The 20,661-nt window shown below is 68.8% G+C and carries 20 protein-coding genes; 17 read left to right on the forward strand and 3 right to left on the reverse strand.

Features of this window, described 5'->3' with window-relative positions:
* Nucleotides 1-155 precede the first annotated feature (155 nt).
* The 8 genes from VGJ24_RS01280 (at nt 156) to VGJ24_RS01315 (ending at nt 8,694) form a co-directional block, all read left to right on the forward strand.
* Nucleotides 156-1,772, forward strand: coding sequence for an ABC transporter substrate-binding protein (locus tag VGJ24_RS01280; protein WP_331498636.1), 1,617 nt, complete (start codon nt 156-158; stop codon nt 1,770-1,772).
* A gap of 75 nt (nt 1,773-1,847) precedes the next feature.
* Nucleotides 1,848-2,876 carry an ABC transporter permease gene (locus VGJ24_RS01285; RefSeq protein ID WP_331498637.1) on the forward strand — a complete coding sequence of 343 codons (1,029 nt, stop codon included), beginning with the start codon at nt 1,848-1,850 and terminating at the stop codon, nt 2,874-2,876.
* Entirely contained in the window at nt 2,876-3,829 is a 954-nt protein-coding gene (locus VGJ24_RS01290) for an ABC transporter permease (RefSeq protein WP_331498638.1), read from the forward strand. Before VGJ24_RS01285 ends, VGJ24_RS01290 begins: the two co-directional genes overlap by 1 nt.
* Before the next feature lies 1 nt (nt 3,830).
* Entirely contained in the window at nt 3,831-4,895 is a 1,065-nt protein-coding gene (locus tag VGJ24_RS01295) for an ABC transporter ATP-binding protein (RefSeq protein ID WP_331498639.1), read from the forward strand.
* Between the two features lie 13 nt (nt 4,896-4,908).
* On the forward strand, nt 4,909-6,177 hold the full coding sequence (locus VGJ24_RS01300) for an ABC transporter ATP-binding protein (RefSeq protein ID WP_331498640.1): 1,269 nt from the start codon (nt 4,909-4,911) through the stop codon (nt 6,175-6,177).
* A gap of 101 nt (nt 6,178-6,278) precedes the next feature.
* Nucleotides 6,279-6,671 carry a hypothetical protein gene (locus VGJ24_RS01305; RefSeq protein WP_331498641.1) on the forward strand — a complete coding sequence of 131 codons (393 nt, stop codon included), beginning with the start codon at nt 6,279-6,281 and terminating at the stop codon, nt 6,669-6,671.
* A 95-nt stretch (nt 6,672-6,766) separates the two neighbouring features.
* Nucleotides 6,767-8,059, forward strand: coding sequence for a histidine kinase (locus VGJ24_RS01310; RefSeq protein ID WP_331498642.1), 1,293 nt, complete (start codon nt 6,767-6,769; stop codon nt 8,057-8,059).
* Nucleotides 8,056-8,694 (forward strand): response regulator transcription factor, encoded by a 639-nt coding sequence (locus VGJ24_RS01315; protein ID WP_331498643.1) that lies wholly within the window; start codon nt 8,056-8,058, stop codon nt 8,692-8,694. Before VGJ24_RS01310 ends, VGJ24_RS01315 begins: the two co-directional genes overlap by 4 nt.
* On the opposite strand, the gene VGJ24_RS01320 is transcribed toward VGJ24_RS01315, so the two are convergent.
* Complete coding sequence (locus VGJ24_RS01320) at nt 8,691-9,596, reverse strand: PD-(D/E)XK nuclease family protein (protein ID WP_331498644.1); 906 nt, start codon at nt 9,594-9,596, stop codon at nt 8,691-8,693. The genes VGJ24_RS01315 and VGJ24_RS01320 overlap by 4 nt on opposite strands.
* A 91-nt stretch (nt 9,597-9,687) precedes the next feature.
* Here VGJ24_RS01320 and VGJ24_RS01325 point away from each other — a divergent pair, with 91 nt between their 5' ends.
* From VGJ24_RS01325 to dop, 5 genes are all read left to right on the forward strand, one after another.
* Nucleotides 9,688-10,833, forward strand: coding sequence for a site-2 protease family protein (locus VGJ24_RS01325; RefSeq protein ID WP_331498646.1), 1,146 nt, complete (start codon nt 9,688-9,690; stop codon nt 10,831-10,833).
* A gap of 199 nt (nt 10,834-11,032) precedes the next feature.
* Nucleotides 11,033-11,992, forward strand: a complete 960-nt coding sequence (locus VGJ24_RS01330; RefSeq protein WP_331498647.1) for a tRNA (adenine-N1)-methyltransferase — start codon at nt 11,033-11,035, stop codon at nt 11,990-11,992.
* A 109-nt stretch (nt 11,993-12,101) separates the two neighbouring features.
* Nucleotides 12,102-13,856, forward strand: a complete 1,755-nt coding sequence (arc, locus tag VGJ24_RS01335; protein ID WP_331498649.1) for a proteasome ATPase — start codon at nt 12,102-12,104, stop codon at nt 13,854-13,856.
* Between the two features lie 153 nt (nt 13,857-14,009).
* Nucleotides 14,010-14,624 carry a hypothetical protein gene (locus VGJ24_RS01340; protein WP_331498651.1) on the forward strand — a complete coding sequence of 205 codons (615 nt, stop codon included), beginning with the start codon at nt 14,010-14,012 and terminating at the stop codon, nt 14,622-14,624.
* Between the two features lie 133 nt (nt 14,625-14,757).
* Nucleotides 14,758-16,266, forward strand: coding sequence for a depupylase/deamidase Dop (gene dop / locus VGJ24_RS01345; RefSeq protein ID WP_349257092.1), 1,509 nt, complete (start codon nt 14,758-14,760; stop codon nt 16,264-16,266).
* 18 nt (nt 16,267-16,284) lie between these two features.
* Here dop and VGJ24_RS01350 read toward each other — a convergent pair whose 3' ends face one another.
* Together VGJ24_RS01350 and VGJ24_RS01355 are read right to left on the reverse strand one after the other, a co-directional pair.
* Entirely contained in the window at nt 16,285-16,755 is a 471-nt protein-coding gene (locus VGJ24_RS01350) for a hypothetical protein (RefSeq protein WP_331498652.1), read from the reverse strand.
* 43 nt (nt 16,756-16,798) lie between these two features.
* Nucleotides 16,799-17,521 (reverse strand): transporter substrate-binding domain-containing protein, encoded by a 723-nt coding sequence (locus VGJ24_RS01355; RefSeq protein WP_331498653.1) that lies wholly within the window; start codon nt 17,519-17,521, stop codon nt 16,799-16,801.
* 64 nt (nt 17,522-17,585) lie between these two features.
* Here VGJ24_RS01355 and VGJ24_RS01360 point away from each other — a divergent pair, with 64 nt between their 5' ends.
* The 4 genes from VGJ24_RS01360 to VGJ24_RS01375 all read left to right on the forward strand — a co-directional run bounded on the left by VGJ24_RS01360 (nt 17,586) and on the right by VGJ24_RS01375 (nt 20,561).
* Nucleotides 17,586-17,783: a ubiquitin-like protein Pup gene (locus tag VGJ24_RS01360; RefSeq protein WP_331498654.1), complete on the forward strand. Its 198-nt coding sequence runs from the start codon at nt 17,586-17,588 to the stop codon at nt 17,781-17,783.
* Between the two features lie 2 nt (nt 17,784-17,785).
* Nucleotides 17,786-18,616, forward strand: a complete 831-nt coding sequence (gene prcB / locus VGJ24_RS01365; RefSeq protein WP_331498656.1) for a proteasome subunit beta — start codon at nt 17,786-17,788, stop codon at nt 18,614-18,616.
* Between the two features lie 13 nt (nt 18,617-18,629).
* On the forward strand, nt 18,630-19,436 hold the full coding sequence (gene prcA / locus VGJ24_RS01370; protein ID WP_331498658.1) for a proteasome subunit alpha: 807 nt from the start codon (nt 18,630-18,632) through the stop codon (nt 19,434-19,436).
* A gap of 570 nt (nt 19,437-20,006) precedes the next feature.
* Complete coding sequence (locus VGJ24_RS01375; RefSeq protein WP_331498659.1) at nt 20,007-20,561, forward strand: hypothetical protein; 555 nt, start codon at nt 20,007-20,009, stop codon at nt 20,559-20,561.
* The last annotated feature ends 100 nt before the right edge of the window (nt 20,562-20,661 follow it).

The following is a 20,661-nucleotide window of genomic DNA, read 5'->3' on the forward strand; positions in this document are numbered from 1 at the left end:
TTCCGAGCCCGCCGGCAATCGTTGTGGTTTCGCGACATCCCCGGGACACCGCGGTGATGGACCGCATCGGGACCACAGGCTATGTTCTCGGCACGAACGCGCCCGGTCGGAGTGGGGCTTGGCGCGGCACACCCGACCATACGAGGGGATGACTCGTGATCCGACACAAGCTCCTGGCCGCGACGGGCGCCGGCGCACTCGCCGTCGCGCTTGCGGCCTGCGGCAGCAGCAACAGCAGCGGCGGCAACACGGCCGCCACCGGCACCGGTGTTCCGTGGATCCTCGGCACCACCGACACGGTGACGGCCCTGGACCCGGCCGGTTCCTACGACCTGGGCTCCTCCACGATGGAGTACAACCTGTACCAGACCCTGGTGACGGTTCCGCCCAACTCGACGAAGATCGAGGGCGACGCGGCGAAGTCGTGCACCTACAGCGACCCCAAGACGCTGACCTGCACGCTCAACCCGGGTGAGAAGTTCTCCAACGGCGACCCGCTCACCTCGGAGGACGTCAAGTACAGCCTCGACCGGGCGATCAAGATCCAGGACGCCAACGGGGCCGCCATCTACCTGCTCGGCAGCATCACCGACACCGCCAAGGACGGCACGGTCACCATGAACAAGGGGGCGATCGAGACGCCCGACCCCCAGACCGTCGTGTTCCACCTCGACCACCCCGACACGACGTTCCAGTACGTGCTGACGTACCCCGGCGCCGCGGCGATCGTGGACCACAAGGTGTTCCCGGCCGACAAGAAGCTCCCAGACGACCAGATCATCGGCTCCGGGCCCTACAAGCTGGCCCAGTACAAGGCCGGGCAGCAGGGCGTGCTCGAGCTCAACTCCAACTACACGGGCCCCAACCAGGGCAAGGCGCCCCAGGTGTTCGTCAAGTACTACACGGAGCCGTCGGCGCTGAAGCTCGCCGTCCAGAACGGGGAGGTCGACGTCGCCTGGCGGAGCCTGGCCCCGACCGACGTCGCCTCGCTCAAGAAGGACAGCAACGTCACGGTGGCCACGGGCAAGGGCGCCGAGATCCGTTACTGGGTCTGGTACCTCAAGAGTGCCGTCGGCAAGCAGCTGGCCATACGCCAAGCCGCGGCCCAGATCTTCGACCGGACCGCGATCGCCAGCAAGGCCTATGACAACACCGTCGACCCGCTGTACTCGATCGTCCCACCGGGCTACGGCGGCCAGAAGGATTCCTTCAAGACGGCCTACGGCTCACCCGACGTGGCCAAGGCCAAGGCCATCCTGCAGAAGGCGGGCATCAAGACGCCGATCAACATCACCGTAGGGTGGACGCCCACCCACTACGGGCCGAGCACCGAGGACGAGGCCAACGAGGTCCAGCGTCAGCTGGAGGCCAGCGGGCTGTTCAAGGTCACCCTCAAGAGCACCGAGTGGGATCAGTACCAGACGATCTACAAGCAGGGTGCCTACGACCTGTACATCCTCGGCTGGTTCCCCGACTACCCGGACGCCGACGACTACCTGTCGCCGTTCCTGGTCAACGGAGGGTTCTTCCAGAACGGCTACTCGAACCCGCAGGCGGACAAGTTGGTCGCCGAGGAGCAGGGCACCAGTGACCAGGCCAAGAGGCAGCAGATCTTCGGACAGCTGCAGGACATCGCGGCCAAGGACGTCCCGTTCATCCCGTCGTGGGTGGGACAGAACACCGCGGTGTACGGCAAGGGGATGTCCGGGGTCGAGAGCACGCTCGACCCGTCGTTCATCTTCCGGTTCTGGTTGGTCACCAAGAACGGCTGATCTACTCAGAGCACGACGTCGTGGGGGGAGGCCCGAGAGGTCTCTCCCCACGACCCGTGCCAGGAGGCACTTCTCATGACACGTGCTGGATCAGGATCGCTTCCCCGGTACATCCTGCAGCGCATCCTCTTGGTGATCCCGATGATCTGGGTCATCCTCACCCTCGTCTTCTTCTTGATGCGGGTCGCTCCCGGTGATCCCGTCTCGGCGGCCCTTGGCGGGAAGCTCAACCCACAAGCACTGGAACAGCGGCGCGAGGCGCTCGGCTTCAACCGGCCGCTGCTCGCGCAGTACTGGGACTACCTGTCGTCGGTGCTGCACGGCGACTTCGGGACCACCTTCAGCGACAACCAACCCGTCCTGCACGTGATCCGGGACAACGGCGGCGCCACTCTCTACCTCACGATGGCATCGTTCGCCCTCGCCCTGCTGATCGGCATTCCCCTCGGACTGCTCGCGGGTCGCTATCGCGACTCCGCGCCGGACGCGGTGATTCGGTTGTTCGGCATCCTGACCTACGCTGCGCCGATCTTCTTCGTGGGGTTCCTGCTCCAGTTCTACGTGGCCGAGCCCCTCGGTCTGCCCACGTCGGGAGACGCGAGTCCGATCACCGTCTTCGAGGTCCCGACCAAGACGCACATCCTCCTTCTCGACGCCGTGCTGAGCGGGAACGGCACCGCGGTCCAGGACGTGCTCAAGCACCTGATCCTTCCCGCGTTCACGCTCGCGCTGCTCATCTGCGGGGTCTTCATCCGGCTGGTGCGCGTCAACATGCTGCAGACCATGCAGACCGACTACGTCGAGGCCGCTGAGGCTCGGGGCCTGAAGCGGAGCAGTGTGACGTGGCGGCACGGCTTTCGCAACGCGCTCATCCCCGTCATCACCATCGTTGGGCTCCAGTTCGCGCTGCTCCTGGGAGGGGCCATCCTGACCGAGCAGACCTTCAACTGGCCGGGGATCGGTTCGAAGCTCTTGTTCTACATCAACAACCGCGACTACGGCGCAGTCCAGGGAATCGTCACCTTCCTCGCGATCGCCGTGGTGGTGGTCAGCGTGCTGATCGACGTCGTCAACGCCCTCATCGATCCGCGAGTGAGGTACTGATGCGACGCATGTTTGCCGCCCTCGCCAAGCCCTTCACCGAGACCACCGGCCTGGCCCGCTGGATGCTGGTCGCAGGGATCCTGATCACCGCGGTCTTCGTGGTCTGTGCGATCTTCGCGCCGTGGCTCGCCCCCTACGGCTTCGCCCAGTCCTCTGCCCACGGCGTGGACTTCCCGAAGACCGGCCACCCCAGCTCGGCTCATCCGTTCGGCACCGACCGGCTCTTCTTCGACGTCCTCTCCCGCGTGATCTGGGGGGCCCGCACCGCCCTGGAGGTCGTGGTCCTCTCGATCCTCTTCTGTGTCGTCCTGGGGGTTCCGCTGGGTCTGCTGTCGGGTTTCTACGGCGGCGCACTGGACAGGGTCCTGGTGCTGATCATGGACGCGCTGTACGCATTCCCGACCCTCCTGCTGGCCATCGTCGTGTCGTTCCTGCTCACCGACGTCTACGGCGGCAGCGTGATCGCGGTGTCTGTCTCGCTGACGGTGGTCTACATCCCGCAGTACTTCCGGGTGGTCCGCAACACGACATTCAGCGCCAAGGAGGCGACGTACATCGAGGCCGCTCGGGCGATCGGGGCACGGGACATCAGGATCATGCGCAAGTACCTCTTCGGGAACGTCGTGCACAGCGTGCCGGTCCTGGGCACGTTGAACGCTGCCGACGCCATCCTCACTCTCGCCGGCCTCGGGTTCCTCGGACTCGGCATCCAGTCGACCCAGGCGGCCGAGTGGGGCCACGACCTGCAGCGTGCCCTGGCCGATGCCGGCTCCGGCGTATGGTGGACCGGTCTCTACCCCGGTCTGGCCATCGTGTTCCTGGTGACCGGACTCACCCTCGTAGGCGAAGGCCTGAACGAGACCCTGAACCCGACGCTGCGCCGCCGCCGGCTGCTCCCCGTCGTCATGTCGCAGCGCGAACGCACGACGCCCGTCCAGGAAGAGCAGGGCTGACATGGCCATCGACCTCACCGACGAAGTCGTCGCCCCCGCCCCCCAGGAACCGGTGATCTCGGCCCGCGACGTCCGGGTCTGGTACGGCACGACCAGAGGCGCTATCCGGGCCGTGGACGGCGTGAGCTTCGACCTGGCTCCCGGCGAGACCCTGGGCCTGGTCGGGGAGTCCGGGTGCGGGAAGTCGACCCTCGGGCGAGGCCTGATGGGGCTTCTGCCCGAAGGTGCCAAGCGGGACGGCGAGGTCCTGTTCCGGGGCCGCGACATCTTCTCGCTCAGCAAGAAGGAGGCCTATCAGCTGCGGGGCCGCGAGCTCGGGATGATCTTCCAGGAGCCGCTGACCCGGCTGAACCCGCTGATGCGGATCTCGCAGCACTTCGAGGAGACCATCAAGCAGCACGAGCCGGACCTCTCCAAGGACGAGATCCGCGACCGCGCCCTGGAAGTACTACGACTGATGGGGATTCCTCCGACCCGCTACCGCTCCTACCCGCACGAGTTCTCCGGCGGGATGCGACAGCGCCTGATGATCGCGCTGGCTCTGGTGCTGCGTCCCGCCTTCGTGGTGGCGGACGAGCCGACCACGGCCCTCGACGTGCTGGTCGAGGCCCAGATCGTGCAGATCCTCAACGACCTGCGCCGCAACTTCCAGACGTCGCTGCTGCTGATCACCCACAACGTCGGGATCGTGGCCGAGGCGTGTGACCGGGTGGCGGTGATGTACGCCGGCCGGATCGTCGAGCAGGGTCGGGTGGCCGAGGTCTTCAAGAATCCGCAGCATCCCTACACGCGGGCGCTGATGCGATCGACGATCTCGCTGACGACGACCGGTCTGAACTACATCCCCGGCGCACCGCCCGACCTCGTCGACCCTCCGGACGGGTGCCGGTTCCATCCCCGCTGCACGGAGGCGATGAACGTGTGCGCCGTCCAGAACCCGGTCGACATCGAGCGCCCCGGCGGCGGTCGTGTCGAGTGCTGGCTGGTGGGTCCGGACGACCAGATCCCGCCCGGTGGGAAGCAGTCCCTCAAGCAGGAGGAGCTGACCGTTGTCGACGAAGCCTGACTCTCCCAGCGTCATGTCGTCCCTGGTGGAGGTGCGCGACCTCTCTGTGTACTTCGAGCTGCGGGGCGGGACATTCGCCAGGCTGTTCGGGCGTGACACCGGCCTGATCAAGGCGGTCGACGGGGTCACCTTGGACCTTCGGCCCGGTGAGGTCGTGGGCCTGGTCGGCGAGAGCGGCAGCGGCAAGTCCACGCTGGGTCGTGCCCTCCTCGGCCTGGTGCCGGCGACGCACGGCTCGATCCGCCTGAAGGACCAGGACCTGGCCGACCTGAACCGTCGCAAGCTCCGTGAGATCCGGCAGGTGGTCCAGATGGTGTTCCAGGACCCCAATGCCGCCCTGAACCCCTCGATGACGGTCGAGGAGGCGGTGGCGGACGCCCTCCGGGTGCATGGCGTGAGATCGTCCGCGGAGCGGCGTACGCGGGTCGTCGAAGCCCTCGAGCGGGTGGGACTCTCGCCGGTGGAGCTCTTCTTGAGCAAGTACCCCCGAGACCTGTCCGGTGGGCAGAAGCAGCGCGTGGTGCTCGCCCGGGCAATCGTCCTCGACCCCGAGCTCCTCGTCGCGGACGAACCGGTGTCGATGCTCGACATGAGTGTGCGAGCGAAGATCCTCCAGCTGATGCTCGACCTCAAGAACGACCTCGGCCTCACCTACGTCTACATCACCCACGACCTGGCCACGGCCAAGTACTTCTGTGACCGGATCGCGATCATGTACCTCGGCCGGGTGGTCGAGATCGGGCCGACCGACGAGATCTTCGCCAACCCTCGGCATCCCTACACCAAGGCGCTGTTGGCGGCCATCCCCGAGCCCGATCCCGACAAAGCGTTGCCGCGGGATCTGCCGCGAGGGGAGATCCCGGACGCCGCGCAACCCCCGCTCGGGTGCGCGTTCCACCCTCGGTGCCCCGAGGCGGTCTCCGCCTGCGGGTGGGAGTCGAGGGACCTGCGGGCTCTCCTCGAGGAGCACTGGATGCGGGCGGACGCGGCGTACGACGAGGAGCAGAACGTGATCGGTGACCTGGAGGCCTTGGACGACCCGTCGACCATCGCGACGTTCGGAGCCGGTGGCAGTGCGGCGGTACGCGCCATCCTGGACCGGATGAGGGCCGAGGACACCGCCGAGCCGCTGTGGTCGGGCGTCACATCGATCCAGGACAGCGGATCGGGGGTCACCGTGCACTTCGAGCCGGCCCCGTCGCCCGCCCTGCGGCGAGCCGGCGGCGTCGACGTGGCCTGCGTGCTCTACCCCAACGAGGGCACCGGCCGGACGTCGGACTGAACCACACCCGGGCGCGGGTCGTAGTACCAGCGGCCAATGGAAACTCCCACCTGTCGGGCCGGATCCTGGTGTCCTCAACCGCGTTCCCGAGGAGTTCTGACATGGTCACCCGCACCGCTCTGGCCGCCATCGCCGTCGCCGCACTCACCCTCCCGGTGGGCCTCATCGCGCCCGCCACGGCCTCGCACGGTGGAGGCGATGACGTCCGCACGAAAGGACGCTGCTCGGGCAGCGCACACTGGAAGCTCAAGGCCAAGCCCGACAACGGACGGATCGAGATCGAAGGCGAGATCGACAGCAACAGGTCCGGCCAGGTCTGGCACTGGAAGCTCAAGCACAACGGCAGCAGCTCGGCCAAGGGCTCCAAGCGGACGGCGGGACGCAGCGGCTCGTTCGAGGTGCGGCGCCGGATGGCGAACCTCTCCGGGAAGGACCAGTTCACCTTCCGAGCCACCCACGGCGGGCAGGTCTGCCGTGGCACGATCTCGTACTGACCTTGCGCTGACCGGGCGCTGACCGCGCCGTGACCGACTGACCGGACCGACCACGCAGGCTCCCCGGACCTGCCGCCCAGGGGAAGGAGCGCCGAGTGAGCGCACGGCGGCGTCCCTGGGCCAGTCCGCTGGTGCAGTTCGTGGTGGCCAGCCTGCTGCTGTTCGGCATCACGTGGTGGGCGACCGGGATCTTCTCGCAGCGCGCCGCACGGTCCGAGGCCCTGGCCGACGCCCGCGGCACCACCGAGCTCCTGGCGAACTCGGTGGCCGAGCCGGCGATGCCCCGGGGTCTCGTCACCGGGGATGCCGGCGCGATCGACCGGTTCGACCGCGAGGTGCTCGACCGCCTGTTGGTGAGCGACGTACGCCGGATCAAGATCTGGCGGGCCGACGGCACCATCGTCTACAGCGACGAGACCCAGCTGATCGGCAAGCGGTTCGAGCTGGACGACGAGCAGCTGAGCGTGCTCCACAGTGGCTACACCGAGGGTGGCGTCTCGGACCTGCGGCGGCGCGAGAACAGGTTCGAGTCCGAGGAGGGCGGCCTGCTCGAGGTGTACACCCGGATCGAGTCACCCGAGGGTCAGCCGCTGTTGTTCGAGGCCTACTACTCCGTCGAGACGGTCAAGCAGCGGTCGGTCGAGGTGCTCAAGCCGTTCCGCCGGATCACGCTCGGTGCGCTGATCGCACTGCTCCTGCTCGGCGTACCGCTCCTCGGCGTTCTCACTCTCCGGCTCACGCGAGCTTCCCGGGCGCGCGAGCGGTTGATGCGTCGCGCGATCGAGTCGTCGGAGGCCGAGCGCCGTCGGATCGCCCGCGACCTGCATGACGGAGTCGTCCAGGAGCTGGCCGGTACGGCGTTCGCGGTCTCGGGGACCGCGCGAGAGCCGTCCTTGTCACCGGAGCTCCGGGAAGAGCTCCAGGGCACCAGCCAGGCATTGCGCCGCTCCCTGCGCCAGCTCCGGTCGATGCTCGTGGAGATCCACCCGCCGGGGCTCGACGCTTCCGGGCTGGGCGCGGCTTTGGAGGACCTGACCGCGCCCGCCGCGTCGTCCGGCACCACGACGTCGGTGTCGGTCGAGGGCGTGGCGGATGCACCCGACCATGTCGTCACGCTGGTGTGGCGGGTCGCGCAGGAGGCGATCCGGAACGCCGTCCGGCACGCGCACGCCTCGAACCTGACGGTGGAGGTCCGTGGCGACGAACGTCAGGTGCGGCTGATGGTCCGGGACGACGGCGTCGGGTTCGACCCGTCCTCGCCGGGGCGAGACAGCTCCTACGGATTGCGCGGCCTGCACAGCCTGGTCGAGGACGGCGGCGGACGAGTGCGGGTGGACTCGGCGCGTGGGGTCGGGACGACCGTACGGATGGCGGTGGAGCGGCGATGACCGGGACGGACGCCAAGATCCGGGTGGTGATCGTGGACGACCACGCAATGCTGAGGGCGGGACTCGACCAGCTGCTCGGCGGGGAGCCGGACCTCGAGGTGGTCGGCAAGGCGGCCGGGGGCGCCGAGGCGGTCGCGCTCGTGCGCGAGGCGCGACCCGACGTTGTCCTGATGGACCTGCAGATGCCCGGTGTCGACGGAGTCGAGGCCACGCGGCAGATCGTCGGCGAGGAGCTGGCCGACGTCCTGGTGCTCACGTCGTACTCCGACGCCGAGCGGATCATCGGCGCGCTGGATGCCGGGGCCTTGGGATATCTGCTCAAGGACGCCGAGCCCGACGAGGTGCTGCGCGGCATCCGTGCGGTGGCGCGGGGCGAGTCGCCGATCAACCCACGGGCCGCCCGGGAGCTCCTCGGCGCACGCCGTACGACGTCCACCGCGGCCGCCGACCTCACTCCGCGCGAGACCGAGGTGCTGGAGCTGGTGCGCCAAGGGCTGGCGAACAAGCAGATAGCCCGACGCCTGGGAATCTCCGAGCGCACCGTGAAGGCTCACCTGACCTCGACGTTCCAGCGGATCGGCGTCGTCGACCGCACCCAGGCGGCGCTGTGGGCCGAGCGGAACGGGATCGGCTAGTCCACGTCCTCCTCGGTGAGCTCGCCGGAGTCTCCGGTGCGCTCGGGGAGCGGCGGAGGCGTCCCGCCGAACTCGGGACACAGCGCCTGGAAGGAGCACCAGTCGCACAGCCGGGAACGATGGGGCCGCCAGTCGCCGGACTCCTGGGCGCGCACGATGGCCTTCCAGATCGCCTCGACCTTGCGCTCGGTGGCGAGGAGGTCAGCCTCGTCCGGGACGTAGCGCAGCATCTCGCCGTTGCCCAGGTAGACCAGCTGGAGCATCGCCGGGACCACACCGCGGGTGCGCCAGATGACCAACGCGTAGAACTTCATCTGGAACAGCGCCTTGGCCTCGAACATCTCTCCGGGGGACCGGCCAGACTTATAGTCGACAATGCGGATCGCGCCGTCCGGGGCGATGTCCAGACGGTCGACGAAACCCCGAAGGAGCAGGCGCGAGTCGAGCAGCGCCTCGACGTACAGCTCCCGCTCCGCCGGCTCGAGCCGCCGCGGGTCCTCCAGCGTGAAGTAGCGGTCGAGCACCGACCGGCACGAGGCCAGCCACTCGGCGATGTCGGGGCCCTCGTCGGTGAACAGCTCCGCCAGGGCCGGCTCTGCTTCCAGCAAGGAATCCCAGGTCGGGACCAGCAGGTCGCGCGCCTGGTCGGGTGTGCGCTCGGGCGACGGAAGGTCGAAGAGGTCTTCCAGCACCTTGTGGACCAGGGTCCCGCGCAGCGCGTCTGCCGACGGCTCCTCGGGAAGGCGGTCGATGGTGCGGTAGCGGTAGAGCAGCGGGCAGGACATGAAGTCCGACGCCCGACTCGGCGACAGCGCGCCGAGCACGTCGACGCCGTCCACCGGCGTCGACCGCAGCTCGGCCGGCGACTCGCCGGCGACCGGCGCAGGGTGCGTCGCGCTCATGCGAAGGAATCTAGGTGAGGCCACCGACAACGCACGGTACGCCGCGCGCGAAGCGCCCGTCCGTCGCGAACCGTTCGGATAGCCTCGACGCATGAGCAACGGCCGCGCATCCCGCGGCTCCACCCCGCGTCCACCTGGGACGTTCAAGGTGGGGTCGATCGCGGGTAGCGACGTGCTCGTGAGCAGCTCGTGGTTCCTGATCGCCGGGCTGATCGCGGTGATCACCGCGCCGGCGGTCGAGAGTGCCGAGCCCGGGCTCGGGCCGCTGAAGTACGTCGGCGGCCTCGCGCTAGCCGTACTGCTCTACCTCTCGGTTCTCGCTCACGAGGCGTCACACGCGCTGGTGGCGCGACGGTACGGGCTCCCGGTCTCGCACATCACGTTGCAGTTCTTCGGTGGCATGACCTCCATCGACGGCGAGCCGGACAGTCCTCGGCAGGAGTTCTGGATCTCCGTCGTCGGCCCGCTGTCGTCGCTCGCGGTCGCCCTGGTGTCGTTCCTGGCGTCCCTGGTGGCGCCCGGTGGCCTGATCGGACTTGCTCTGTCCGGGCTGGCGTGGACCAACCTGTTCGTGGGCATCATCAACCTCGTGCCGGGCCTGCCGCTCGACGGCGGTCGGATCCTCAAGGCCCTGGTCTGGGGCGTCAGCGGTGACACGCACCGCGGCACGATCGTCGCGGCGTGGGGCGGACGCGTGGTCGCCATCCTCGCCATCGGCTACCCCTTCATGACCTCGAAGGTCCTGGGTGTCAAGCCGACCGTGATCGACTTCGTCTTCGCGGGCGTGATCTCGATGTTCCTGTGGACCGGCGCCACGCAAGCGCTGGAGTCTGCCCGGGTACGGTCCCGGCTGCCGCACCTCGTCGCCCGCGACCTGGCGCGCCGTACTCTCACCGTCCCGGGCGAGCTGCCGCTCGCCGAGGCGGTACGCCGTGCGCAGGAGGCCGAGGCGGGCAGCATCGTGACCGTGACCTCGGGCGGTGTGCCGGTGGGCGTGGTCAACGAAGCCGCCCTGCTGTCGGTCCCGGTCGAACGCCGCGCCTGGGTCCCGACCTCGTCGGTCGCCCGTACGTTGGAGGAGGGCCTGTGGTTGCCGTCCGGGATCGGCGGCGAGGAGCTGATCCGGGCGATCAGCGCTCGGCCGTCGGGTGAGTACCTGCTCCTCGATCCCGACGGGACCATCTTCGGCGTCCTCTCCACGGCCGACGTCGATCGCGCCTTCCGCGCCAGCGCGTGAGCGAGGACGTCCCGGCTCGGCGCAGAAGGGCTGGGACGGCCGGAGCGAACGCCGCAGCGAGCTCGCTCGCCAGGCGCCACGCCCCACGCCGGGGTGCCGATGAGGTTGCGGTTTGGTCCCAAACCGCAACTTGGATCGATCCACTCCTGCGGTTTGGGACCAAACCGCAGGCCCGACCGGGCCCGATACCCTCCCCGGCATGGCAGACCAGCCCGGTGAGTCCGTGCCCCCCGATGTCCCAACCGGGGCGTGGGCGGGGGTGCACCGGGGTCCGCTGCGGGCCGGCGAATGGGTGCGCCTGACCGATCAGAAGGGCCGTCGCCACAACTTCGAGCTGGTGCCCGGGAAGCGGTTCTTCTCCAACAAGGGCCACCTCGAGCACGACGAGCTGATCGGCCGCGAGGAAGGTTTCACGGTCACCTCGTCCGCCGGGGCCGAGTACCTCGTGTTCCGACCGCTGCTCAGTGAGTTCGTGGTCTCGATGCCGCGAGGTGCTGCGGTCGTCTACCCCAAGGACGCCGCCCAGATCGTCGCGATGGCCGACATCTTCCCGGGCGCCGACGTGGTCGAGGCGGGGGTCGGGTCCGGGGCACTCACCTGCTCGCTGCTGCGCGCGGTCGGACCGCACGGCACCCTGTCGTCGTACGAGCGCCGCGAGGAGTTCGCCGACGTGGCGCGGCGCAACGTCACCCAGTTCTTCGGCGGCGACCATCCCGCCTGGAGCCTCACCCTCGGCGATCTCGCCGAGGAGCTGCCCGCCTCGGGGGACCGCGCCGACCGAGTGATCCTCGACATGCTTGCGCCGTGGGACTGCCTCGAGGCGGCGGCCGGCGCGCTGCGGCCCGGCGGCATCGTGTGCGCGTACGTCGCCACCACGACGCAGCTCTCGCGCTTCGTCGAGAGCATGCGGGTGCACGGCGGGTTCACCGAGCCACAGGCGTGGGAGTCGCTGGTGCGCGACTGGCACGTCGAGGGCCTCGCGGTCCGCCCGGGCCACTCGATGATCGGCCATACGGCGTTCCTGGTCACGGCTCGGCGGATGGCCGTCGGCCAGAGGCCGCCGGTGAAGAAGCGCCGGCCGGCTCCGGGCGCCTACGGCCCGGACTACGTCGGGCCGCGCCCTCCCGGCGTACCGGAGGAGGAGCCCACGCCCGAGTAGGGACCGTTGCCGCCTGGATCAACCCGAGATCAAATCGTGAGAAACGCGTCCCGATTCTCGCGTGCGCGGACGTTGCCTACGAGTAGGGTCGAAACAGGAGGTGGGACAGATGAGCAGTGGTCAGGACGCCTCGAACGCCGAAAACCGAAGCGCCCAAGAGCTCGCCGAGCAGGTGCGGTTCCTCGAGTCCGAGGTCACCGACCTGAGGCGCCGCCTGTCCGACTCGCCCGGTCACACCCGCGGGCTCGAGCTCCGGCTCGCCGACACGCAGCGTTCGTTGTCCGCCGTCACGTCCCAGAACGAGCGCCTCGCGCAGACGCTGCGCGAGGCCCGCGAACAGATCATGAAGCTGAAGGAGGAGGTCGACCGCCTCGCTCAGCCGCCGGCCGGTTTCGGCACGTTCGTCCAGCGCAACGAGGACGACTCCGTCGACGTCTTCACCGGTGGCCGCAAGCTCCGCGTCAACGTCAGCCCCGCCGTCGAGCTCGACTCCCTGGTCAAGGGCCAGGAGGTCATGCTCAACGAGGCGTTGAACGTCGTCGCCGCGCTCGACTTCGAGCAGGTGGGCGAAGTGGTGATGTTCAAGGAGCTGCTCGCGGACGGCGAGCGTGCGCTGGTCATCGCCAACGCCGACGAGGAGCGCGTCGTACGACTGGCCGACCCGCTCAAGGCCGACACCCTGCGCGCGGGCGACTCGCTGCTCCTCGACGGGCGTGCGGCGTACGCCTATGAGCGAGTGCCGAAGTCCGAGGTCGAGGAGCTGATCCTCGAAGAGGTCCCGGACATCGAGTACGGCTCCATCGGCGGTCTGGTCAGCCAGATCGACGCGATCCGAGACGCCGTGGAGCTGCCCTACCTGCACCCCGAGCTGTTCCTCGAGCACAAGCTCAAGCCGCCCAAGGGTGTGCTGCTCTACGGCCCTCCGGGCTGTGGCAAGACGCTGATCGCCAAGGCGGTGGCGAACTCTCTCGCCAAGAAGGTCGCCGCGAAGACCGGCCAGGAGGGGAAGTCGTACTTCCTCAACATCAAGGGTCCCGAGCTGCTGAACAAGTACGTCGGTGAGACCGAGCGCCACATCCGGCTCGTCTTCCAGCGGGCTCGCGAGAAGGCCAGCCACGGCACCCCGGTGATCGTGTTCTTCGACGAGATGGACTCCCTGTTCCGGACCCGTGGCTCCGGGGTCTCCTCCGACGTCGAGAACACCATCGTCCCGCAGCTGCTCAGCGAGATCGACGGCGTCGAGGCGCTCGAGAACGTGCTCGTGATCGGTGCCTCCAACCGCGAGGACATGATCGACCCCGCGATCCTGCGGCCCGGGCGGCTCGACGTGAAGATCAAGATCGAGCGCCCGGACGCCGAGTCCGCGCGCGACATCTTCAGCAAGTACCTCGTGCCGGCACTGCCCCTGCACGCCGACGACCTGTCGGAGTTCGGCGGCAACCGCGACGCGTGCGTCGACGGGATGATCCAGGCCACGGTGCAACGGATGTACACCGAGACCGAGGAGAACCGGTTCCTGGAGGTCACCTACGCCAACGGCGACAAGGAGGTCCTGTACTTCAAGGACTTCAACTCCGGCGCGATGATCCAGAACATCGTCGACCGCGCCAAGAAGATGGCGATCAAGGACTTCCTCGAGCACGACCAGCGCGGCCTGCGGGTGCAGCACATGCTCCAGGCGTGCGTGGACGAGTTCAAGGAGAACGAGGACCTGCCGAACACCACCAACCCGGACGACTGGGCTCGCATCTCCGGCAAGAAGGGCGAGCGGATCGTGTTCATCCGCACCCTGATCACCGGCAAGCAGGGCACCGAGCCGGGTCGGTCGATCGACACCGTCCCGAACACCGGCCAGTACCTCTAGACCGGGTTCGGCCGACCCACCCGATCAAGGGGGGCTGCGGCACGCCCGTGGCCTGATCGGGTCATGTCCCTCACCCCCGTGGACCATGGGCAGCCGGGGTCGCCGCGCACAGACTGATGGGGTCTGACACCCCCCATCTGAAGGGACTCCTCCATGCTCCGACGTCCACCACTCCGCGCTGTCCTCGCGACCGCTGCCGCCGCGACGGTCCTGGTCGGCGGTGTCAACCTCGCGTCGTACGCCGCGGGCCACCACCACGGAACCGGATCGGCAGCGAAGCCCTCGGCCCAGCCGAGGACCACCAAGTTCCACCTCGGCTCGCCGGGGTCGAGCTTCAACGGCACGTCGACGCACCTGTTCAGCGCCAAGGTGCCGAAGGGCACCTACGAGATCGGCATGAGCGGTCTGCTCCTCGACCAGACGACCGGCAGCGACAGCTACACCTGCCTGGTCGCGGACAAGAAGACCCTGACCCGCCTGCTGAGCAACCCGGGCTCGTTCGCCGGTGCTCAGCGCCTGTACGCGGTGTTCGCGGCGAGCCAGACCGAGGGCACCTCGAGCTTCGGCTTCCTGGACAGCACGAACCCGGCAGTGAAGGTCGATCGCGCCAAGATCGTGTACGGGTGCGCCTTCAACGGCACCGGCCCGTACCTGGTGGCGCGTCCGCCGGTCTTCACGCTGCGCCCGGTCAAGGTCACGAACAAGTCGGGTCACCACTACACGGCGCCCGTGGCGAAGGTGGCCCAACTGGCGCGCGCTCTTCGCTGACAGCTCTCGCTCCGAGTGGGCTCGCCCCGGCCCACCCGGGTCGGGGCCGGGCCCGAGAGGCACGAGCCTGGGGGGTACGACGCGGACAGACCGCTCGCGTCGTACGATCACCGGCGGCGCGTAGGCTCGGCCCGTGACCGTTCGCCGGGTGATGGGCACCGAGGTCGAGTACGGCATCTCGGTGCAGGGGCAGCCGCATGCCAACCCGATGGTCGCCTGCTCGCAGGTGGTCAACGCCTATGCCAGCGCCACGATCAAGGCGCGTCGCGCCCGCTGGGACTTCGAGGAGGAGTCGCCGCTGCGCGACGCGCGGGGCTTCGACCTGAGCCGCCAGCTGGCCGACCCGAGCCAGCTCACCGACGAGGACCTGGGTCTGGCCAACGTGATCCTCACCAACGGGGCGCGGCTGTACGTCGACCACGCCCACCCGGAGTACTCGACGCCCGAGGTGACGAGCCCGCTCGACGTGGTGCTGTGGGACAAGGCCGGCGAGCAGGTCATGCTCGACGCCGCCCGGATGGCCGCCCAGACGCCGGGCTCGACCCCGATCAACCTGTACAAGAACAACACCGACAACAAGGGCGCGTCGTACGGCGCGCACGAGAACTACCTGATGCCGCGCACGACACCCTTCGGCGACATCGTCCGGCACCTCACCCCGTTCTTCGTGAGCCGGCAGGTCGTGTGCGGGTCGGGACGTGTCGGCATCGGGCAGGACGGCCGCGAGCACGGGTTCCAGCTCAGCCAGCGGGCCGACTACTTCGAGGTCGAGGTCGGGCTCGAGACGACCCTGAAGCGGCCGATCATCAACACCCGCGACGAACCGCACGCCGACCCCGAGAAGTACCGACGGCTGCACGTCATCATCGGCGACGCCAACCTGGCCGAGGTCTCGACGTACCTCAAGGTGGGCACCACCGCTCTCGTGCTGGCGATGATCGAGGACCGGTTCATCACCACCGACCTCACCATCGACGGGCCGGTCGCCGCGCTGCGGGCCGTGTCGCACGACCCGAGCCTGCGCGAGCAGGTGACGATGAACGACGGGCGCCGGCTGACCGCCCTGCAGCTGCAGGGGGAGTACCTCGAGCTGGCCCGGAAGTACGTCGACGACCGGCTCGGCGCCGACGCCGACCCGCAGACCGTCGACGTCCTCGACCGCTGGGAGTCGGTGCTGACGCGGCTCGCGCAGGACCCGATGCTGTGCGCGAGCGAGCTCGACTGGGTCGCCAAGCTCAAGCTGCTCAACTCCTACCGCGAGCGTGACGGCATCGACTGGGACAACGCCAAGCTGCAGCTGATCGACTACCAGTACAGCGACGTGCGGCCGGACAAGGGGCTGTACCACCGGCTCGTCCACCTCGGCCGGATCGAACGGCTGCTCACCGACCCGGCCGTGGAGCGCGCGATGCACCAGCCACCGGAGGACACCCGCGCCTACTTCCGCGGGCGCTGCCTGGAGAAGTACGCCGACTCCGTCGCGGCCGCCTCGTGGGACTCGGTGATCTTCGATCTGCCGGGTCGCGAGTCCCTCCAACGGGTGCCGACGATCGATCCGTTGCGGGGCTCGAAGGCGCACGTCGCCGCCCTGATCGACCGCTGCGACACCGCCGAGGAGCTGTTCCGGGCACTGACCCGATGACCGGCGGGCGGAGTGCGGTCAGATGAACGCACTGCCCGGGACCAGGTAGCGCCGGACCAGCGCCCGGCACGCGAGCAGGGTGATCACCAGCCCGGTGACCTGGAAGAAGCCGCCGAGGTGCACCGAGCCGCGGAAGACCAGGTCGATCAGCTCGAGCACCACGAACTTGCTGCCGACCGCGATCAGCCACAGCGACACGCCGCCGACGACCTTGCCGGCCCGGGTGGTCGCCCCGCGGAGGCGTCCGAGCATGCGCTCCTTGACCGCGATCACGAGCTCGAGGACGACCTTGAGCAGGACCGCGGTGAGCAGCGAGATCGTGAAGGTCTCGCTGATGACGGACGGGACGTACTCGATCGCCAGGTTGAGCACGACGACGTACACGAAGACGTCGACCAGGTCGACGGGGGTGACCAGGTGTCGGAAGCGGCTGGTGTCCGGGCGCCGCTCCGCGCTGTCGGCAGGCTGTTCCGACGGGGCTCTGGTCACGCGTCCGAGTGTGTCGCAACCGTCGCCCGAACCGTGGCACGGGTCAGCCGGGAGCTGCGACGAGGTCCGGGTCCTGCCCCGAACCAGCCAGAGCCGTGCGCACGAAGCCGGTCTCGATGAGCTCCCGGACCGTTCGGCGTAGGAAGTCGATGCCGGCCGCATCGCGGTCCCGTGTGGTCGCGACCGCCTGACGGATCTGCATGAACGCCGGCTCGAGGACCCGATGGCCGGGATGCGAGGTGACCCATGACGTCACCGGTAGCCGGATCCCGGCCCCGACCTGGAGGCCCTCGTCGGCGAACACCTCGACCCCCTCGTCTCGACGCACGACCTCTGCCGAGGCGAGGGTGCGGGTGAGGAAGAGGTCGTACGCCGACCCGCGCTTCACGCCGACCCGGATCCCGTGCCGATCGACGTGGGCCGGCGACTCGACCGGGCCGTCGTCACGCGCGACGTACACGGCCTCGATCACGGCGTACGGCGCGGTGAACGCCAGCTCGGCCTCTCGCTCGGGCTCGATCGCCAGGAAGCCGATGTCGGCGAGCCCCGTCTGCAGGGCCTCGAACGACTTCCGGGCGGCGTCGAAGCAGATGAACCGGGGCTCGACCCCGAGTCGGACCGCGATCTCGCGCGCGAGATCGACGGTGACCCCGGACGGATCCTCGGGGGTGCCGGCCGCGAGGACGGCGTTGCCCAGGTTGATGGAGGCACGGAGCACCCCCTGCGGGGCCAGGTCGCGCACGACGCGTGCGGAGGGGACGCTCACGTGACGCCACCCTAGGTGTCGGTAGTCGCCGTCACCGCGGGGGTGGAGCGGCTAGGGTGAATGCATGGCTCAGGAGCAGAAGCAGCCGCGCAAGTCGGGGGAGGCCGAGGAGGTCACCGACGTCGCGCCGGAGTCCGACGTCGCAGAGCGCAAGGAAGCCCTGGACGACGACGTGGACGCGATCCTGGACGAGATCGACGACGTCCTCGAGACCAACGCCGAGGACTTCGTGAAGTCGTTCATCCAGAAGGGCGGCCAGTAGGGGTGGACGACTCCCGCCTCCCGGCGTCCTTCATGACGCCCGGGACCTCCAGCTTCGCCGACTTCCTGGCCACCCAGTCGCCCGAGCTCATGCCGGCGCGCCGCGCCGTACCCCAGGGTCATGCGGGCGACCTCGCCCCGCACGGGACGACGATCGTCGCCGCGACGTTCCCGGGCGGTGTCGTGATGGCCGGCGACCGACGGGCCACGATGGGAAACATCATTGCCCAGCGCGACATCGAGAAGGTCTTCCCGGCCGACGAGTACTCCTGCGTGGGCATCGCCGGCAGTGCCGGTCTCGCGGTGGAGCTGGTCCGGCTGTTCCAGACCGAGCTGGAGCACTACGAGAAGATCGAGGGGATGACCCTGTCGCTCGACGGCAAGGCCAACCGCCTCGCCGCCCTCATCCGGGGCAACCTCGCGATGGCCATGCAGGGGCTCGCCGTCGTGCCGCTGTTCGCGGGGTTCGACCTGGTCGCCACTCAGGGCCGCATCTTCAGCTACGACGTCACCGGCGGACGCTACGAGGAGACGGCCTTCCACTCGGTGGGCTCCGGCTCCCTGTTCGCGCGCGGCTCGCTGAAGAAGCTCTATCGCGACGACCTGGCCGAGAGCGAGTGCGTGACCGCCCTCGTCCAGGCTCTGTACGACGCGGCCGACGACGACTCGGCGACCGGCGGCCCGGACCTCACCCGTCGGATCTTCCCGGTCGTCCAGGTGATCACCGTCGACGGCGGCCGTCGGCTGGCCGATGGCGAGGTCGCTGAGATCGCAGACACCGTCATCGCCGGCCGCATGAACCGTCCCGACGGCCCCGCCGCCACCCTGACCTGATCGGAGCAGACACATGAGCATGCCGTTCTACGTCTCGCCCGAGCAGCTGATGAAGGACCGTGCCGACTTCGCGCGCAAGGGCATCGCCCGGGGCCGGTCCGTCGTGGCGGTCCAGTACGCCGACGGGGTCCTCTTCGCGTCCGAGAACCCGTCCCAGGCACTGCACAAGGTCAGCGAGATCTACGACCGGATCGCGTTCGCGGCCGTCGGTCGGTACAACGAGTTCGAGAACCTCCGCATCGCCGGCGTCCGGCTCGCCGACATGCGCGGCTACGCCTACGACCGCCGCGACGTCACCGGGCGCGGCCTGGCCAACGCGTACGCACAGACGCTCGGCACCATCTTCAGCAGCGGCGGTGAGAAGCCGTACGAGGTCGAGATCTTCGTCGCCGAGATCGGCGACCGGGCCGAGGACGACCAGATCTACCGGTTGACCTACCAGGGGCAGGTCACCGACGAGCACCAGTACGCCGTGATGGGCGGCGCCGACGAGGTCGTCGCGTCGTACCTCCAGGAGCACTACACCGAGAGCGCGAACCTCTCCGACGCCCTCCACGTGGCCGTCGCGGCGCTCGGGCGTGGGCCGGATGAGAACGGCGGTGCCGCCAGCGAGCGTGTCATTCCGGCGAGTGATCTCGAGGTCGCGGTCCTCGACCGCACCCGGACCCGGCCCCGGAAGTTCCTGCGCATCATGCCCGCTCGGCTGGAGTCCCTGCTCGGCGATCGCGGGCCGACGACCCCCGCCGCGGCCCCGGAGTCCCTGGACCAGTCGGACGCGGAGGCCCAGGGTGACGGCTCCCCCGAGGGCGAATCGCAGTGATCCCGGCTGTTGCGGTTTGGGACCAAACCGCAGCAGCAAGGCTGTTTCAGTCGCAGATTTGGACCAAACCGCATCCACAGAGCGCACCGAGGCGAGCACCGTCCACAACCCGGGTTAGTCGCACGCCCCGGTACCGAGCCCTGCCGTCACCGTCGTGCCATGAGACAGGACGACGAACCCATCCGTGGCGAGGTCAGGAGGCGGGGATTCCGCCGGGTCAGTCATGGCTTGTTCCTCGTCGAGCGCTCGGCCCTCTCGGACGCTGACGAGTTCCACCGTGACTTACGTGCGTGGCTGGAGGTGCTTCCGCCAGATGCTGTCTTCACGCACGTGACGGCGGCGAGACTGCTGCGGTGGCGACTTCCGCACCTGCCCGAGCAGGTCCCGGTGTTTGCAGCCGTTCACGGCGGGGAGAGGCGTCCCCGGCGGGTGGGGCTGATCTGCTCGAGGCTCGTGCCGCCGAACGGAGACACGACGCGGTGGTTGAGCAAGGAGGGTCTGCCCGTCGACCAGCCAGAAGAGATCCTCCTACGTGCGGCACGCGATCTCGGGCATCTGGACCTTGTCGTCATGATCGACTCCGCCCGAGCAGCCGGCGACCTGGACCCCGACCGGATGGCCGCCCTCCTTGCAAGTGGCCGACCCGGCACCAGACCGCTGGCCGCGGCGTACGCCGCCTCCGACAAGAGAGCCGAGTCGGCGGGAGAGACGATCCTGCGCCGGTTCCATGAGGTGATGGAGATCGCGGTCCAGCCACAGGCGGCCCTACGAGATGGTTCCGGTGACGTGTTCGGAAGAGCAGACCTGCTGCTCAGCGGCCGAAGAGACGTCCACGAGTACGACGGTGCGGGCCACCGAGCTGCCCTCCAGCACCGCTCCGACCTGCGACGAGATCGTCGGCTGGCTCAAGCGTCGTACACCAGGCGCGGCTTCACCCTCGACGATCTCGTCAACCATGCCGGCGTCACGATGCATGAGCTCGACCGGGTGCTAGGTCGCGAGCACCGACGGGCGAGGCTGGTCCGTTGGCGTCGCATGATCGAAGGGTCGATGTTCTCGGAGACCGGGCGTCAACGCGTGCTCAACCGTTGGCGACGCGCCATGGGAGTCGTCGATTGGTCATGAACTGCATGTGTGAGGCCCGAAACTCTGCGGTTTGGGACCAAACCGCAGAAATCAGGCCGCCGCGCAGGACGGCGCGGACCGAACGCACACCCGCGGCATA

It is taken from the genome of Nocardioides sp., from assembly GCF_036493135.1.
In the GTDB taxonomy this organism is placed as follows: Bacteria; Actinomycetota; Actinomycetes; order Propionibacteriales; family Nocardioidaceae; genus Nocardioides.